This is a genomic window from Marinobacter nauticus ATCC 49840 (genome assembly GCF_000284615.1).
Classification (GTDB): domain Bacteria; phylum Pseudomonadota; class Gammaproteobacteria; order Pseudomonadales; family Oleiphilaceae; genus Marinobacter; species Marinobacter nauticus.
The window spans coordinates 1,614,763-1,630,927 of the sequence record NC_017067.1 but is presented as its reverse complement, the minus strand read 5'-3'; the positions used below and the strand labels follow the sequence as shown (position 1 = coordinate 1,630,927).

Here is a 16,165-nt window from a genome sequence, read left to right as displayed (position 1 = left end):
TTGCGTCCTGCGGGTGACTCAGTGTTTGTCGAGGCGCTCGTCTGTGCTGAGGGTGCGGGCTTCAACCGCCAGCATAACCGGAATCCCCTCACGAATAGGGAACGCCATGGCATCCTGGTAGCAAATCAACTCGGTGCGGGCATCGTTGAGCTTGAGCTCACCCTTGCACACCGGGCAGGCCAACATGGCCAGCAGTTTTTTATCCATGGTTCGATTCCTCGCTGATATCAGGTTGCAACTGGCCAGAGCAGGCTCTGAGCCGTTCCAGAAAATGCTGTTCAAAAGGTTCCGACAACCGGGCCTGAACCGTCAAGACCCAGGCGTTATCCGGAGCAAAGCCTTGGCACTTCACTGCATCTTTGGCCGTCATTACCAACCATTCGAGAGCGCCCGACGCCAGGTCTTCGGGGCGAAAATGATGATGGTCAGGAAAGGGAACTTCATTGACGTGAGCGCCAAGAGTCCGGAGGGTATCGAAAAATCGACCGGGATTACCGATACCCGCCACCGCCCGTACCGGTTTACCGTCAAGCTGCCCCGGCGACAGGGTCTCACCGGAATTCAGATTCACCAGAGCCGAGGGCACCAGCTCCATGGCATGAATCTCCGGATGATCAACGCCGGCAAAGCTCTCGATGGTCTCGCCAGCCTCCGGAAACTCCGCTCCGTTAAGAACGACAAAGTCGACACCGTTCAACCGTTCAACCGGCTCCCGCAGCGGACCGACAGGAATGATGGCACCGTTTCCAGTGCCACGCCGGGCATCAAATACTGCCAGTTCAATGTCTCTGGGCAGACGGTAGTGCTGCAGGCCATCGTCACAGATCAGTACATCGCCCAGGCCATTCTCCAACGCCCAGCGAGCCCCACGACAGCGATCCGGGTCAACCACCACCGGGCATCCGGTGGACCGTGCCAGCATCAGGGGTTCGTCACCACAGATACCCGCCGGGGTCCCGTCAGCGACCAGTAAGGGGTACTGAGAGCTTTTACCACCGTAGCCACGGCTGAGAATCACCGGTTTCCAGCCATGTTGGTTCATGCACTGAACCAGGCTGGCAGTAAGAGGTGACTTGCCGGTGCCGCCAGCGGTGATATTGCCCACCACCACAACCGGGACCGGCAGCAATTCGTTTCGCGCATGCCAGGCCTTTCGGCGCCTGGACTCAGACACCGCCCGATATAACCAGGCCACTGGTGTGAGCAGTGCAAGAGGCCTGCCCTGCCCGTACCAAAGCCGGTCAACCAGGCTGGTGCTCATGCGTGCTCGCTGAACTGAATCTGATGCAGCTGGGCGTATGCCCCCCCCGCAGCCAACAGTTCACCATGACTTCCGGATTCAACAATGCGGCCATTGTCCATGACCAGAATCCGGTCGGCCTTCTCAATGGTGGATAGCCTGTGTGCGATCACCAGAGTGGTACGGCCCTGCATAACCGTTTCCAGCGCTTCCTGAATATGGCGTTCGGATTCCGTATCCAGCGCCGATGTCGCCTCATCCAGAATGAGAATTGGGGCGTCCTTGAGGATGGCCCGCGCAATCGCAAGACGTTGGCGCTGGCCACCGGAAAGCATCACACCATTGTCGCCAATCATGGTGTCGAGCCCTTCCGGCATGCGGTTGATAAACTCTAGCGCGTGGGCCTTTTCAGCCGCTTCCATAATTTCTTCCCGGCTGCAGTCGCGCAGGGAACCGTAGGCAATGTTGGCGGCGATGGTATCGTTGAACAGCACCACGTTCTGGTTCACCAAAGCAATCTGGGCACGCAGGGACTGAAGCGAAAACTCCTTCAGTTCATGGTCATCAATGCGGATAGCTCCCCCGGTGTACTCGTAGAAACGGGGTAACAGGCTGACCATGGTCGACTTACCACTGCCTGACCGGCCCACCAGTGCGACACTCTGGCCGGCTGGAATATCGATGGTTATCCCTTCAAGCACATTGTCGAGCTGATCCCGGTATCGGAAAGACACCTGGTCAAATGTGATGTCGCCTTTGACCCGCTGCGGGTTGTAGGAGCCCTGGTCCTCTTCCGGCTTTTCATCCATGGTCTCGAACACATCAAACGCAGCCGCCACACCCTTCTGAATCTTGGCGTGCACGGAAGTGACCTGGCGAATGGGCTTGGCCATCGTCGTCGCCGCGGTGATGAACGCAATCAGCTGACCAGTCGACATCTCACCCCGAATCTCCGGCGCAAGCATGGTCCACACCAGCGCGGCGATAGCAAAAGCCACCAGCACCTGAATGACCGGGACACTGATCGCCTGAGTAGAAGCCATTTTCAGGCTCTGTTTCAGGTTACGGGCACTGACCTCACGAAACCGCTCCCGTTCATAATCTTCGCCTCCGAAGGTGCGCACCACCCGGTATCCGGTGATCGACTCGGAGGCCACATGGGTGATATCGCCCATGGAACCCTGAATACGCTTACTGATTCGACGAAACCGTTTGCTGGCATAGTTCACGACCAGACCAATGACCGGACCGGCCGTAAGAAAAATCAGGGTCAACTTCCAGTTGGTGTACAGCATGAAGCCGAGCAGACCCACTATGGTCAGCCCTTCGCGAAGGGTGATAGTCACCGCATTGGTGGCAGCATCCGCGACCTGCTCAACGTTAAAGGTGAGCTTCGAGACCAGACGCCCGGATGCGTTTTCATCATAGTATCGTGACGGTAAAGACATCAGGCGATCAAACACATCGTTGCGTAAGGCGTTGATCACGTTGCGCCCGACGTAGCTGATAAAATACTGGCTAAAAAACGTACCAACGCCTCTGAAGGCAAAAACACCCACGATCAGCCCGGTCAGCAACATCCGGTTCTGGTCGGACGGATTCTCGATCGCCGTGATCACATATTCCATCGCCGCGGCCATCCCGGTGGATGCAGCGGCGTAAATGATGTTTCCGAACACGGCGAGGGAGAACGCAAACCAGAAAGGCTTGACGTACTTGAGCAGGCGTTTGTAGGTGGTCCAGCTACCGGCAGGTGGCGTCTTGAGCGGCTCCGGCCTTGTCTGCATCACTGGCTTTCAGCCTCCCGCTCTGTGGTTATGCTCAGCTTGGCAAACCCCAGGCGACCGGCAACATCCATGGCCCGCACCACAAATTCATGGGGGGTTTGGGCGTCTGCAGTGATGATGAACGGCAGGCTGTTGTCGCCTTCGGCCAGCTCACTGACGCCACGCTCGAGGGTTTCCCGGCGATTGTTAACCAGTGGTCGGTCGTTCAGAAAGTACTGGCCCTCGGCATTGATCACCACATCAATCTGCCGGACCTCAGACGGAGCTGCCGGCTCTGCACTGGCTTCCGGAAGCTCCACCTGCAGATGACTCTCCCGGGTAAATGTGGTCGACACCATGAAGAAAATCAGCAGCAGGAACACCACATCAATCAGTGGCGTCAGATCTACCCCGACTTCCTGGCTTCGTTGGCGCTTGAACTTCACGGCGTTCAGGCTCCTTCAACGTCGATTTCGCGGTCTCCGTGGACCACTTCCACCAGTTTGATGGCTTCCTGCTCCATGTTGACCACCAATTCGTCTACGCGACGGATGAAATAGCGGTGACAGATCAGAGCAGGAATGGCGACACTCAGGCCAGCCGCAGTGGTGATCAATGCCTCGGAAATGCCTCCGGCCAGGTTGCCGGCATTGCCGACGCCGGCCAACTGGATTTCGGCAAACACTTTGATCATGCCGATAACGGTACCCAAAAGGCCCAACAGTGGCGTGATTGTGGCGATAGTGCCCAGGGGATTCAGAAAACGCTCCAGCTCGTGGATAACCTGGCTGGCCTCGTGTTCGATACTTTCTTTCATGATCTCGCGACCATGTTTGGCGTTGATCAGGCCGCCGGCGAGAATCCGGCCAAGTGGCGAAGATGCCTGCAAGGCTTTCAGCTTGCGACCGTTAAGCTCTTTTTTCTTGATCCAGCGCCAGAGTTCGTTAATAGACTGCGGGGGCGCGACCCGAGAGGCCCGCAAGGTCCAGATTCGTTCCAGAATGATGGCAAGTGCCAGGATGGAACAGGCAACAATGGGCACCATCAGGATGCCACCGGCTTTCAACAGCTCGAACACGCTTGATCTCCCTGATTAGTTACAAGCCGCGCTACTTTAGCATAGCTGTCGGTGCAGGCCACACCCGGATTGTCACGGTATTTTACATTCACTCCTGGCAAGCCCCGGAGACGCTATCCAGAAAGGCTGTGTCTGCCAGAGCTCACTTATAAGCAGGCCTGAATCTGCGAACCTGAGTGTGATCTGGCCGGAGCAGGCCGTGTTCAATGGCACGGCACCACTGGCGCGGTACCGACCGGTTACTTCCGCATGCGGATGCCCGAAATGGTGCCGGTAGCCCGCCGTATAGATCACCTGATCCGGCGCCACCGCCTGTACCCAGCGTGTTGAAGATGAAGTTTTGCTGCCATGGTGTGGCGCCAGCACCACCCGCTGCGCAACGCGGTTCTCAAGCCACTCTGGGCCGGCGCCACCGAGCATCAGTTGCTCAACCTTCCGGCTGATGTCCCCGGTCAATACGAAATCGCTGTTGCTGGACGGGTGGTACACGCGTATCACGCACGAAGCGTCATTCCCGTCCGCAGGCAACGGATTTTGCCACAGCGACATCACCAGACCCGGCCACCGGATATTCCCCGGGCGACAACCTTCCACCCTCACCGGCACGCGCCCGGCAATAAGAGCAGGCTCTCCGGAAATCACCCTTTTGATCGCGAAGTGCTCAGACAACGTCTCAAGACCGCCGGCGTGGTCATTATCAGAATGGCTCAAGACCAGCAGATCAATAACCTCGACGCCCATTGTCCGGAGATTCGGCACCAGCACCGAATCGGCGGCGGAATAGACGCCCGCAACTTCCGGCCCGGTGTCATACACCATCACCCGGCCACCGGCGCGAACCACAACCGACAGCCCCTGCCCCACATCCAACACGCGGACTTCAGGTGCCTGTGCCACGGAATTGCCTATTCCTGGACCTGACCAGGGAACACTGAGCAACAGGAAGGTAACGCCCAGCAATGCCCGCCATCGCCAGTCCCTCCAGCGAATCCCCCAAAGCGCCAGCAACGCCAAACCCGCTGCCAATGGCAGCGGCAGAGGCTGCATCTGTCCTGCCGGGAACCGGGCCACCAGCTCCAGCCACCACCATAGTGCCCCCAGGACAAGGTCAAACCCGGCCGACACCCAGGGCAGGAGCCACCCCCCGGAAAGAAGGGCGATGATGGCCCCCAGGAACAGTACCGGCATGACGGCAAACGACACCCAGGGCACCGCCAACAGGTTGGCCGCGAAGCCTGCAAGGGGCTGGCCCTGATGCACCAGCATCAACATTGGCCACAACCCGACAAAGACCGCCAACTGGGCTATCAACAAAGCCGATAACCAACCCGACGAACCCAGACGCCCTGAAAATACCGCCAGCAGCACCCCTACAGCGCCAAAAGACAACCAGAAACCCTGGTCCAGAGGCGCAAACGGATCCATCAGAAGCACCACTGCCAGAGCCAGCACAAAGGGTCGCCAGCCGCTCTGTTGTCTTGCCTTGAGCAAATACCAGCCGCCGGCAACCACCATCACCAGGGCCCGCCGGGTTGGTACGGTAAAACCGGCCAATAACGAATAGACAAGGCAGCTGAGCACAACCACCAGAAAAACCAGAGAACGCCGGCCCTGCTCACTCAGACAACCAACTGGCAGCAACAGCAAGCCCCAGCGCGCCAACAGACCAACTCCGACCGCCACCAGACCGAGATGCAAACCGGAAATAGCCACCAGATGAATGGTGCCGGTCGACTTGAGTACCTGCCAGTGATGATCTTCCAGAGAACCCCGGTTGCCCATTAGCAGAGACGCAATCAGGGGGTAGTATTCCGCTTCACCAAACCAATGCTGCAACTTCTTTGACGCTCGCCAGTGCCAGGCGTGGTACTGACATTGCAGTGCGCATGCCAGCTCCGGTGCCGCAGAGACCTGTTTGACGGAACCGGTCGCCCGATAGCCGTGACGGAACAACCAGTCTTCGTAGCGAAACCCCACTGGGTTCAGGTTGCCGTGAGGACGCTTGAGAGAGACCTCCAATGTCAGGCGATGGTCGGGTAGCCTGCGCCCCTCCCTGCCGTACCAGGATAGTCGCAGGACGCGGGGCAAGGCGTCATCTACCGACACGTCAGGTGCCTGCCAGTGCAGGACACAGAATCCAAATCTCAGACTGTCAAAGCTTCCCGGCGTCGGCAAATCACAGAGATAGCCGGAAACCACAATGCGCTTGGTTTCCCACTCCGAAGGCAGGCGCTCGGCCAGTCTCATATCGGCATTCCAGCCGGCCCAGACCAGCCCCAGCGTCGCAGCAACCACCACGGGCCCGAGCCTCTGTATGCGCTGGTATCGACAGGCCATAGCCAGCAACATTAACCCAACCAGCACAAACAGCCATGGATATGGTGGCAAGGTTGCGAGCCGATACAGTAAGATAACGCCGCAAGAGAAGGCGAGAATGCTGGCGAGTCCAACACCGAGCCTGCTGACCCGGTTAGAAACTGGGTTTTCGGACAATCCTTGTCCTCCGATTTTCGATAGCGCTGGCAGCCTCTGGGCTCCAGTGATTACTCAAAGCCAGGAAACAGGCCGAACTTCCTATGCCGAAGAAGTTCATGAAACGGTATTTGCCCACCCCTGAAAAGGTGCAGTCGATGCAATCGCTGCGTTTTCTGGGCGATATCCTCCATGAACCCAACCTGTGGCACATCAACCGGCACTGTGTTGCCAGGGCCTTCCTGGTGGGCGTCTGGTTCTGTTTTATTCCGATGCCTTTCCAGATGCTGGCAGCCGCATTCTGCGCCATCTGGTTTAACGCCAACCTGCCTTTATCCGTGGTTCTGGTCTGGATCAGCAATCCGCTGACCATGCCCCCGATGTTCTACTTTAATTACAAGGTGGGGGCTTGGATACTCAATCGGCCGGTTCTGGCGTTCGAATTCGAGCTTTCCTGGGACTGGATCAGCCACAGGTTGATCGATATCGGCGTGCCGTTGTACCTGGGTTCTCTGGTTCTGGCCACGGTGACCGCCTGCGTCGCTTACCTGATCATCCAGTATCTATGGCGCCGCAAGATCCGCACTGAATGGCAATTACGGCGTCGCCAGCGCAACAAGCGAACGCCCGCGAGCAATCAGGCCTCCTGAACCAATCGCCCCTGCTCCAGTCGCAGCACCCTTCCCAGGCTCCGGGCCATGGTCATGTCGTGGGTAACCATGATGAATGACGTCCCGGAATTATCACGCAGGTCGCCGATCAGGGCACGGATACCCTCCCCTGTGTGTTCATCCAGATTGCCGGTAGGCTCATCCATCAACACACACTCCGGGCTGTTAACCAGCGCTCTGGCTATCGCTACCCGCTGACGCTCACCACCGGACAACTCGCCGGGTTTGTGCCTGAGCCGCTCACCCAGACCCACCCGTTGCAGCAGTTGCTCCGCCTTCGGGCGGGCCTGCCTGGGTGGCATGCCACCCAGCGCGCAGGGCAACATGACGTTCTCAAGTGCGGTAAATTCCGGCAGCAGATGATGGAACTGATACACAAACCCCAGATGCTGATTCCGGAACCGCGCCCGGCCTGCTTCCGATAGCTGATGAATATCCTTGCCACAGATCCGGATATGCCCTGACGAAGGGCGATCCAAACCGCCCAGCAGGTTCAGCAAGGTGGTTTTCCCTGCCCCGCTACTGCCCACAATGGCAACCGTCTCGCCGGCCTTAACCTGAAGTGAGATGTCCGAGAAAATCGTCAGTGTTTCCGGCCCTTCACTGTAGGTGCGGGTAACCTTCTGACAATCAATCACCAGAGATGTCGTCTGCCCGTCACTCATAACGCAATGCCTCCGCCGGTTCGACCCGCGACGCACGCCAGGCCGGATAAATAGTTGCCAGCAGGCTCATGGCAAGGCCCGCACCGCTGATAATCAGTACATCCTGCAACTGGAGCTGCGACGGCAGGTAGCTGATAAAATAGACATCAGCGCTGAGAAACTGATGCCCCAGTGCCGATTCAAGCCACGAAATAAAGCCACTGATGTTCAGGGCACCGAAGATCCCCAATGCAGTACCTGTGAGCGTGCCAAACACGCCAATCACGGCACCCTGGATAATAAAGATCCTCATAATGCGCCCGGGCGTGGCGCCCATGGTTCGCAGGATGGCGATATCAGCGGTCTTGTCGGTCACCACCATGACCAGCGTTGACACAATATTGAAGGCCGCCACAGCCACAATGAACATCAACAGCAACCCGATCATGGTTTTTTCCATGCGAATTGCCTGAAACAGGTTGCCGTGGGTGCGGGTCCAGTCCGATACGTAATAGCGGCCTCCCAGGGTCCGGGCAACATCATTGACAACTTTGGGCGCCGCAAACAGGTCATCCATTAAAAGCCGGATACCCTCCGCGCGGCCACCGGTACGCATCAAACGCGCCGCATCATCCATATGAATCAGCGCGTAGTTCCCATCAAGCTCGGCACCAACGCTGAAAATGCCCTTGACGGTAAAGCGCTTGAGTCTGGGCAACACGCCGGCCGGCGTTACCGAAGCTTCGGGCAATACCACCGTGAGTTTATCGCCTACCCCCAGTCGAAGGCTGTTTGCCATCAACCGGCCAATGATGATTCCGAATTCCCCGGACCGAAGCTCCTCAAGGCTGCCTTCGATGAAATGGTTCTCGATAATCGAAACGCTGGCCTCCTGCTCCGGCAGGACACCGTTGAGCATCACGCCCCGGACGTTACCACCACCGGTTACCATGCCCTGGCCCTGGATAAAGGGAGCCGCCGCCAGCACTCGCGGGTAGGCTTCAACCTTCTGGTCAATCTCCTGCCAGTTCTCCAGGGGACCGGAAGCCCCCTGAATCGTGGCATGAGGCACCATCCCAAGAATGCGCTGCTTGAGTTCGCGATCGAACCCGTTCATGACCGAGAGCACGATGATCAGTACCGCAACGCCCAGCATCAGGCCAATCATTGAGGTCAGGGAGATAAAGGAGATGAAGTGATTACGTCGTTTGGCGGCGGTATATCGCAGGCCAATATAAAACGATAAGGGTCTGAACATGTAGGGGTGCCTGTCGCTACCTTGCGGTCCGTCGATTATTGAATCCCCGCTGGCCTCGATCATTACCTGGCCCGGAGATTTGCCAGGCCTCTTACCAGCCGTTGGGAAACTGCTAAACTGTTCTATAATCAATAAAAACCCGTCCGGAGACAGGATGCCAAGCCAGAATAAAACGCCACCGAGCGGAGACAGCCAGCGGGAGCGCCGGGAGTTCTTCCGGATAGACGACCGTATCGGGCTTGAGGTACGCCGCCTGGACGACGCCCATCCCGGCGACGATCCGTTCAATAACTCTCCACTGGAAGCCCTGAAAGCCGAGTTCCGGAGGCTGGACCAGGACGTACGTGCACACCTGGCAAGCCTGGCTGAGCGCGACCGCCTGCTGGCCGGGCTGGTCAAATCCCTGAACAGCAAGGTCGATACGCTGGCGCGCATTATCGCCTTTGAGCAAAATCCGTTGCAACCGGAGGACTGGCAGGATGTAACCCTGAGTGAGGGCGGGCTCTCATTCCGCTGGCCGACAGCAACCTTTGGCGCGGGTGACCGACTGGCCATTCGGATGACTCTACCACCAGAGCTATACCAGCCAAGAGCCATTGCTGAAGTACTGGATACCGAGCACGACAACCAAGGCGGCACACGGGTTCACACGCTGTTTGTTGAACTGGATGACAGCGACCGTCAGCAAATTGCCCGGCATGTGATGCGTTGGCAGATTCGGCAACGCCAAAAAGAGTAAGATACTGAAAAAGTGCTGACTTTTGCTAAGCTTTTCGGGATATTACGTTTTATTCATCTGCCGCAGACAGTGCGCAGTAATCATGCATTATTGGAGACTCCTCTATGACAAACTACCGCAATGTGATGGCTGCCGCCGTTTTGGCTACGGCTGTATTCGCCGGCTCAGCGCCACTGGCCCTTGCTGAGGAACTGAGGGTACCGGTCGGCAGCCAGGCCGACAGAAGCCAGATCAGCCTGCCCGCGAACGGCATGAGTGAAGACTCCGTCCGAAATCGCTGGGGCGCCCCCCAGAACATCAAAGGCCCGGTCGGAGAACCCCCCATCAGTCAGTGGCATTATCAGGATTTTGTCGTCTATTTCGAAGGTAACCGCGTAATACATGCAGTGGCAAAGCAACACAAAGACTGATAAACACCCGCTTCATCAAACACCGGCCAAGGAATGACAATGCACGGGCTGCATTGCTCAGATAGAATGGCGGCTTTTGCAAACCAAGGTGACTTATACAGTGACTTCCAGACGTACGTTGCCTGCGGAGTGGGCTTCCCAAAGCGCAGTCATGTTGACCTGGCCTCATCCCGGAACCGACTGGGCAAAGCGCATGGCCGACGTGGAGCCCGTGTTCGAGGCCATTGCCAAAGCGGTCCTCCGTTTTGAACACTTGGTGATCAGCTGCGAGTTCGTGGCACGTCTCCAGCAACTTGGCCAGCAGCTGAACGCTTATGCCGAAGGCAACGGGTTACCAGGTCGCGTAATCACTGTGCCTGCCCCGGCCAACGACACTTGGGCCAGGGACCACGGCCCCATCACCGTGGATACCGCTGACGGCCCCGCTCTGCTGGACTTCCGGTTCAATGCCTGGGGAGACAAATTTCCCTGGGAAAAAGACGATGCACTCAACCGGCACCTGGCGAACGCGGGCGTTTTCGGCAAACACCCACTGCAGCCAGTGGATTTTGTCCTGGAAGGCGGCTCTATAGAATCCGATGGCGCCGGCACCTTGCTCACTACCAGCGAGTGCCTGCTGACTCCGTCAAGAAACCCATCCATGGATCGGACGGCTATCGAGCAATTGCTGGAGGAGGTCCTCGGGGTCGATCGTATTCTCTGGCTCAACCACGGATATCTGGCGGGCGACGATACCGACAGCCACATCGATACCCTGGCACGGTTCTGCGCGCCTGATCATATCTGCTATGTGACTTGCCCGGATGTTGCGGACGAGCACTACAGTGCACTGGCGGCCATGGAAGAAGAACTGCAGGAATTCCGTCAGGCGGACGGCAGCCCCTATCGCCTGACCACCCTGCCCTGGCCCGACCCGATTTACGATGAGGACGGCGATAGGTTGCCAGCGACCTACGCCAACTTCCTGATCATCAACGGCGCAGTTTTGTTGCCAGTCTACGATGTGCCGCAAGACGAAGAAGCAGTTCGCATCATGGCGGGCATCTTCCCAGACCGGGAGATTATTCCAATTGACTGCCGCCCGCTCATATACCAACACGGCAGTCTGCACTGCGTAACCATGCAAATTCCTGCGGGGGTGGTAACGGTATGACCAGCACGAACACCGGCTCCAACCTGAAGGTCGCCGCCATTCAGCAAACCTGCAGCCCCGACAAGAACCAGAGTCTCGCGACATCAGAACGCCTGATACGGCAGGCGGTCAGGGACGGAGCTCAACTGGTTGTCCTGCAGGAGCTGCACGCCACCCTGTACTTCTGCCAGACTGAAGACACCGCCATTTTTGAGTTGGCTGAGCCCATCCCCGGGCCCACCAGCAACCATCTGTCTGGTCTCGCAAAAGAATTAGGCGTTGTGCTTGTGGGTTCCATTTTTGAAAGGCGCATGAATGGCGTTTACCACAACACATCTGTGGTGTTCGACACCGATGGCAGCCTGGCCGGGCTGTACCGGAAAATGCATATCCCGGACGACCCGGGCTTTTATGAGAAATTCTACTTTACCCCCGGTGATGCCACCTTCAATGATGGCAGCAGCGGGTTTACCCCCATCCAGACTTCCGTTGGTAAGCTCGGTGTCCTTGTATGCTGGGACCAGTGGTACCCGGAAGCGGCCCGGCTGATGGCCCTGGCCGGTGCAGAAATACTGATCTACCCCACGGCCATTGGCTGGGACGTGACCGACGATGCTGACGAACAGGCCCGGCAACTGGAAGCCTGGGTGACCGTTCAGCGTGGCCATGCGATAGCCAATAACCTTCCGGTTATCGCCCCGAATCGCGTTGGGACCGAGCCAGATCCTTCCGGCCAAAGCGATGGCATCCGGTTCTGGGGGAACAGTTTCATCTGTGGCCCTCAGGGCGAGTTTCTGGCCCGCGGCAACGAGACTGACGAGTGTATCCTGTCGGTAACCCTGGACCGCCAGCGCACCGAATCCATCCGGAGAATCTGGCCGTACCTCAGGGACAGGCGTATCGATGCGTACGGCGACATTCTGAAACGGGTAAGGGACTGAAACCGGCATGAAACAGAAAATGGACACAGTCGTCAGCGCTCTTAACAAGGTACTGCTGGGCAAGGAGACTCAGGTTCGTCTGGCGCTCTGCGGCCTGCTTGCCCGCGGCCACCTGTTGATTGAAGATATTCCGGGCATGGGCAAGACCACCCTCTCCCATGCGCTGGCAAAAATCATGGGGTTAAGCTATCAGCGAATCCAGTTCACCAATGACCTGCTGCCTGCAGACGTCCTCGGCTACTCCATGTATGACAAGCAGGCCGGCGGGCTCGTGTTTCACCCCGGCCCCATCTTCGCCCAGGTGGTTCTGGCAGACGAAATCAACCGCGCGTCACCGCGCACCCAAAGCGCCCTGCTGGAAGCCATGGAAGAAAGACAGGTTTCCATTGAGGGGGAAACCCGACCACTGCCTACCCCGTTCTTTGTGATCGCAACCCAGAACCCCATAGAGCAAGGCGGCACCTTTCCTCTGCCTGAATCCCAGCTTGACCGGTTTCTGATGCGGCTTCGGTTGGGCTACCCCGACCCGAAAGCGGAACGGGAGCTGCTGGAGGGCGAAGACCGCAAACACCTTACCGATCGTTTGCAGGCCATACTCCCGCACGATGAGCTGGTGGCATTGCAGCAGGCCGTGGAAAAGGTATCCGCCAGCCCGGCTTTGCTGGATTACCTGCAACGCCTTCTTGAGCAGAGCCGGCGCATGCCCGGGCTGCTTTACGGCTTGTCCCCGAGGGCGGGCCTCGGCCTGCTGAGAGCCGCCAAAGCATGGGCACTGATGGAAGGTCGTAATCACGTACTGCCCGACGACGTGCAGGCCGTCTTCCCCGCCGTAGCCGAGCACCGGCTGGAACAGGGAGAATCCGGTAAAGCCCGGGAGCGGGTGCGCCAGCTGTTAACGACCGTATCGGTGCTTGAATAATCCGGGTCTGACCACATAGCAAGGTTTTATAAGCCGCATTGGCGTAAACAAATGGCAGCCCGGTCATTTCATGTTAGCCTTTTGCCAGATTTCAGATGAGCGGCTCCCGTTCTGCCCTCCGAAGGGACAGAGGAGAGCCGTCGAATACGCATACTTCATTTCAGTGAGACACAGATGAGCGAAACCCGACATTCCCGACTGATCATTCTTGGCTCCGGCCCGGCCGGCTACACCGCTGCAGTCTATGCCGCGCGCGCCAACCTGAACCCGACCCTGATCACCGGTATCGAAGTTGGCGGCCAGCTGACCACCACCACTGACGTAGACAACTGGCCGGGCGACAATGACGGCGTTCAGGGCCCCGAGCTCATGCAGCGCATGCAGAAGCACGCCGAGCGTTTTGAAACCAGCATCGTGTACGACACCATCAACGAAGCTGATCTGAACAACCGCCCGTTCCGGCTCAAAGGCGACAACGGCGAATACACCTGTGACGCTCTGATCATTGCCACTGGCGCCTCTGCCATGTATCTGGGGCTTGAGTCGGAAGAGAAGTTCAAGGGTCAGGGCGTGTCGGCCTGCGCCACCTGTGACGGCTTCTTCTACCGCAAGCAGAAAGTCGCGGTTATCGGCGGCGGGAATACCGCTGTGGAAGAGGCTCTGTATCTCTCGAACATCGCTGATGAAGTGACCCTGGTTCATCGCCGTGACAAGCTTCGGGCCGAGAAGATCCTTCAGGACAAACTCTTCGAGAAAGCGGAAAACGGCAACGTCAACATCATCTGGGACCACACCCTGGACGAAGTGCTCGGCGATGGCACCGGCGTTACCGGCATGCGCATTAAGAACACCAAAGATGGCAGCACCCAGGATCTCGAGCTGGCCGGCGTATTCATTGCGATCGGCCACAAGCCGAATACCAGCCTGTTTGAAGGGCAACTGGATATGGCAAACGGCTACATCCGGATTCGTTCCGGCCTGGAGGGCATGGCCACCCAGACCAGCATTCCGGGGGTGTTCGCGGCTGGCGACGTAGCCGATCACGTCTATCGGCAGGCTGTGACGTCCGCCGGGTTTGGTTGCATGGCTGCGCTCGACGCCGAAAAGTTTCTTGATCAACAAGGCTAACTGCTCAGGAGCAGAATGACGTCGCTACCCTGGCTGGACCCTGATCAACTCTGGTTTCCTCCGGCAGAAGAAGCGCTGGAGGATCCAGATGGCCTGCTTGCCCTGGGTGGCGACCTGTCTCCGGAACGCCTGATTCTGGCCTATCGAAATGGCATTTTCCCCTGGTTCAGTGACGACCAGCCCATTCTCTGGTGGTCACCGAACCCCCGCTGCGTGCTGTTTCCCTCTGACATCCACATCTCCCGGAGCCTGCGCCGGACGCTGAACCAGCGTCGCTTCCATATCACCACCGATCAATGCTTCGGCCGCATCATTCGGCTCTGCGCAAACACCCGCGCTGAGGGCACCTGGATTACTGACGACATGATGGCAGCGTATACCGAGCTGCATAAACGTGGTATCGCCCACTCCATTGAAGTCTGGAATCGCAACAATGAGCTCGCAGGCGGCATGTACGGTCTGGCTATCGGCCGCTGTTTCTTCGGCGAATCCATGTTTTCACTGGAAACCAACGCCTCCAAGGTACTGATGGTGCATCTGGCCCACCAGCTCGGCGAATGGGGTTACCAGCTCATGGATTGCCAGGTAGAGAGCGACCACTTGCTGACGATGGGCGCGCGCAGTATTCCGAGGGCGGAGTTTTTATCTATACTCAGGGCATGTGTCGATCGGAAACCGGACCAGCCAGACTGGAACTTCAGCTGGCAATGGCCCTGCCCGGAGGTGAAATGAGTAATCTCAGAACGCTCGTTTTCTTTGCCACCCCTCCTCACGATTGCAGTTACCTGCCAGACCGTGAAGCGACCACCATGTTTGTGGACCCTCGCGCCCACATCGACAGAAAGCTCTACAGCCAGTTAACCGCACTGGGCTTCCGTCGCAGCGGCTCACATTACTACCGTCCGCACTGCGAAAGCTGCAACGCCTGTGTTCCGGTACGCCTGCAGGTAGGCCAATTCGAGCCAGACCGGAATCAACGCCGGGTGCTTCGCAAAAATGCTGACCTCGACTGCAAGCTGGTGCCAGCAGCATTCAGTGAACGCTATTACCGGCTGTATGCCCACTATATAGAGGAGCGTCACCGCGACGGTGACATGTATCCACCTTCGAGAGAACAATTTACCTCGTTTCTCGTGGAGGGGGCTACCGACTCCTGGTTCCTCGAAATGTCTCTTGATGGTGACCTGGTGGGATTGGCAGCCGTTGACCTGCTGGATGATGGCCTCTCGGCCATCTACACCGTCTTCGCCCCGGAACTGGAGCACCGGAGCCTGGGCACGTTTGCCGTGCTCTGGCAGATTGAGGAAGCCAAACGGCGGGAATTGCCGCATCTGTATCTGGGGTACTGGATAAAAGAATGCCGGAAAATGAACTATAAAACCCGCTTTAAGCCCATTGAGGCCTTGCGGGATGGCCACTGGCGCGAGATGTCGACCGACTGAGTTTTGCCAAACGTGGAGAATTCAGGCAGAATTGCGCAATTTAAAATCACCGAAAAGTATTCCGAACGAGGTTTCTACTGAATGGCGAAATCAGATGTCATTGAAATGGAAGGCGTTATTATCGACACCCTTCCCAACACCATGTTCCGCGTTGAGCTGTCCAACGGCCACGTTGTGACTGCACACATCTCCGGAAAAATGCGCAAGAATTACATCCGCATTCTGACTGGTGACAAGGTCAAGGTTGAGCTGACTCCCTACGACCTCAGCAAGGGCCGCATCGTATACCGCGCCCGTTAATCGGCCAGGCTGACATCTGAAAAGC

Annotated in this window: 18 protein-coding genes; 10 read left to right on the top strand and 8 right to left on the bottom strand. The window is 57.8% G+C overall.

Features of this window, described 5'->3' with window-relative positions:
- Positions 1 to 18: 18 nt before the first annotated feature.
- The 6 genes from MARHY_RS07520 to MARHY_RS07495 all read right to left on the bottom strand — a co-directional run bounded on the left by MARHY_RS07520 (position 19) and on the right by MARHY_RS07495 (position 6,472).
- A complete protein-coding gene (locus MARHY_RS07520) occupies positions 19 to 207 on the bottom strand; it encodes a Trm112 family protein (RefSeq protein WP_011785222.1) in 189 nt (62 codons plus the stop codon).
- The gene (lpxK, locus tag MARHY_RS07515) at positions 200 to 1,261 is read right to left on the bottom strand and encodes a tetraacyldisaccharide 4'-kinase (RefSeq protein ID WP_014421242.1); all 1,062 of its coding nucleotides are present in this window, start codon (positions 1,259 to 1,261) and stop codon (positions 200 to 202) included. Before lpxK ends, MARHY_RS07520 begins: the two co-directional genes overlap by 8 nt.
- Positions 1,258 to 3,027 (bottom strand): lipid A export permease/ATP-binding protein MsbA, encoded by a 1,770-nt coding sequence (gene msbA, locus MARHY_RS07510; RefSeq protein WP_023010440.1) that lies wholly within the window; start codon positions 3,025 to 3,027, stop codon positions 1,258 to 1,260. Before msbA ends, lpxK begins: the two co-directional genes overlap by 4 nt.
- Entirely contained in the window at positions 3,027 to 3,452 is a 426-nt protein-coding gene (locus MARHY_RS07505) for an ExbD/TolR family protein (protein WP_014421240.1), read from the bottom strand. Before MARHY_RS07505 ends, msbA begins: the two co-directional genes overlap by 1 nt.
- 5 nt (positions 3,453 to 3,457) lie before the next feature.
- Positions 3,458 to 4,084 (bottom strand): flagellar polar localization protein PocA, encoded by a 627-nt coding sequence (gene pocA / locus MARHY_RS07500; protein WP_014421239.1) that lies wholly within the window; start codon positions 4,082 to 4,084, stop codon positions 3,458 to 3,460.
- Positions 4,085 to 4,156: 72 nt separating this feature from the next.
- Positions 4,157 to 6,472: a DNA internalization-related competence protein ComEC/Rec2 gene (locus tag MARHY_RS07495; protein ID WP_226374422.1), complete on the bottom strand. Its 2,316-nt coding sequence runs from the start codon at positions 6,470 to 6,472 to the stop codon at positions 4,157 to 4,159.
- A gap of 188 nt (positions 6,473 to 6,660) precedes the next feature.
- On the opposite strand from MARHY_RS07495, the gene MARHY_RS07490 reads away from it, so the two are divergent.
- Positions 6,661 to 7,206, top strand: coding sequence for a DUF2062 domain-containing protein (locus MARHY_RS07490; protein WP_022991069.1), 546 nt, complete (start codon positions 6,661 to 6,663; stop codon positions 7,204 to 7,206).
- On the opposite strand, the gene MARHY_RS07485 is transcribed toward MARHY_RS07490, so the two are convergent.
- Positions 7,194 to 7,892: an ABC transporter ATP-binding protein gene (locus MARHY_RS07485; RefSeq protein ID WP_022991068.1), complete on the bottom strand. Its 699-nt coding sequence runs from the start codon at positions 7,890 to 7,892 to the stop codon at positions 7,194 to 7,196. The genes MARHY_RS07490 and MARHY_RS07485 overlap by 13 nt on opposite strands.
- Positions 7,885 to 9,129, bottom strand: coding sequence for a lipoprotein-releasing ABC transporter permease subunit (locus MARHY_RS07480; protein WP_014421235.1), 1,245 nt, complete (start codon positions 9,127 to 9,129; stop codon positions 7,885 to 7,887). Before MARHY_RS07480 ends, MARHY_RS07485 begins: the two co-directional genes overlap by 8 nt.
- A gap of 154 nt (positions 9,130 to 9,283) precedes the next feature.
- On the opposite strand from MARHY_RS07480, the gene MARHY_RS07475 reads away from it, so the two are divergent.
- The 9 genes from MARHY_RS07475 (at position 9,284) to infA (ending at position 16,140) form a co-directional block, all read left to right on the top strand.
- On the top strand, positions 9,284 to 9,868 hold the full coding sequence (locus MARHY_RS07475) for a PilZ domain-containing protein (RefSeq protein ID WP_014421234.1): 585 nt from the start codon (positions 9,284 to 9,286) through the stop codon (positions 9,866 to 9,868).
- A gap of 104 nt (positions 9,869 to 9,972) precedes the next feature.
- A complete protein-coding gene (locus MARHY_RS07470) occupies positions 9,973 to 10,278 on the top strand; it encodes a hypothetical protein (protein WP_023010003.1) in 306 nt (101 codons plus the stop codon).
- Between the two features lie 100 nt (positions 10,279 to 10,378).
- The gene (locus tag MARHY_RS07465) at positions 10,379 to 11,431 is read left to right on the top strand and encodes an agmatine deiminase family protein (protein WP_081496557.1); all 1,053 of its coding nucleotides are present in this window, start codon (positions 10,379 to 10,381) and stop codon (positions 11,429 to 11,431) included.
- The gene (locus MARHY_RS07460; RefSeq protein WP_014421231.1) at positions 11,428 to 12,351 is read left to right on the top strand and encodes a carbon-nitrogen hydrolase; all 924 of its coding nucleotides are present in this window, start codon (positions 11,428 to 11,430) and stop codon (positions 12,349 to 12,351) included. The genes MARHY_RS07465 and MARHY_RS07460 overlap by 4 nt, the downstream gene beginning before the upstream one ends.
- A gap of 7 nt (positions 12,352 to 12,358) precedes the next feature.
- Positions 12,359 to 13,270 carry an AAA family ATPase gene (locus tag MARHY_RS07455; RefSeq protein WP_014421230.1) on the top strand — a complete coding sequence of 304 codons (912 nt, stop codon included), beginning with the start codon at positions 12,359 to 12,361 and terminating at the stop codon, positions 13,268 to 13,270.
- Between the two features lie 174 nt (positions 13,271 to 13,444).
- Positions 13,445 to 14,398 (top strand): thioredoxin-disulfide reductase, encoded by a 954-nt coding sequence (trxB, locus tag MARHY_RS07450; protein ID WP_014421229.1) that lies wholly within the window; start codon positions 13,445 to 13,447, stop codon positions 14,396 to 14,398.
- Between the two features lie 15 nt (positions 14,399 to 14,413).
- Positions 14,414 to 15,130 (top strand): leucyl/phenylalanyl-tRNA--protein transferase, encoded by a 717-nt coding sequence (gene aat, locus MARHY_RS07445; protein WP_014421228.1) that lies wholly within the window; start codon positions 14,414 to 14,416, stop codon positions 15,128 to 15,130.
- Positions 15,127 to 15,840 (top strand): arginyltransferase, encoded by a 714-nt coding sequence (locus MARHY_RS07440; RefSeq protein WP_014421227.1) that lies wholly within the window; start codon positions 15,127 to 15,129, stop codon positions 15,838 to 15,840. Before aat ends, MARHY_RS07440 begins: the two co-directional genes overlap by 4 nt.
- Before the next feature lie 81 nt (positions 15,841 to 15,921).
- Positions 15,922 to 16,140 (top strand): translation initiation factor IF-1, encoded by a 219-nt coding sequence (infA, locus tag MARHY_RS07435; RefSeq protein WP_014421226.1) that lies wholly within the window; start codon positions 15,922 to 15,924, stop codon positions 16,138 to 16,140.
- Positions 16,141 to 16,165 lie beyond the last annotated feature (25 nt).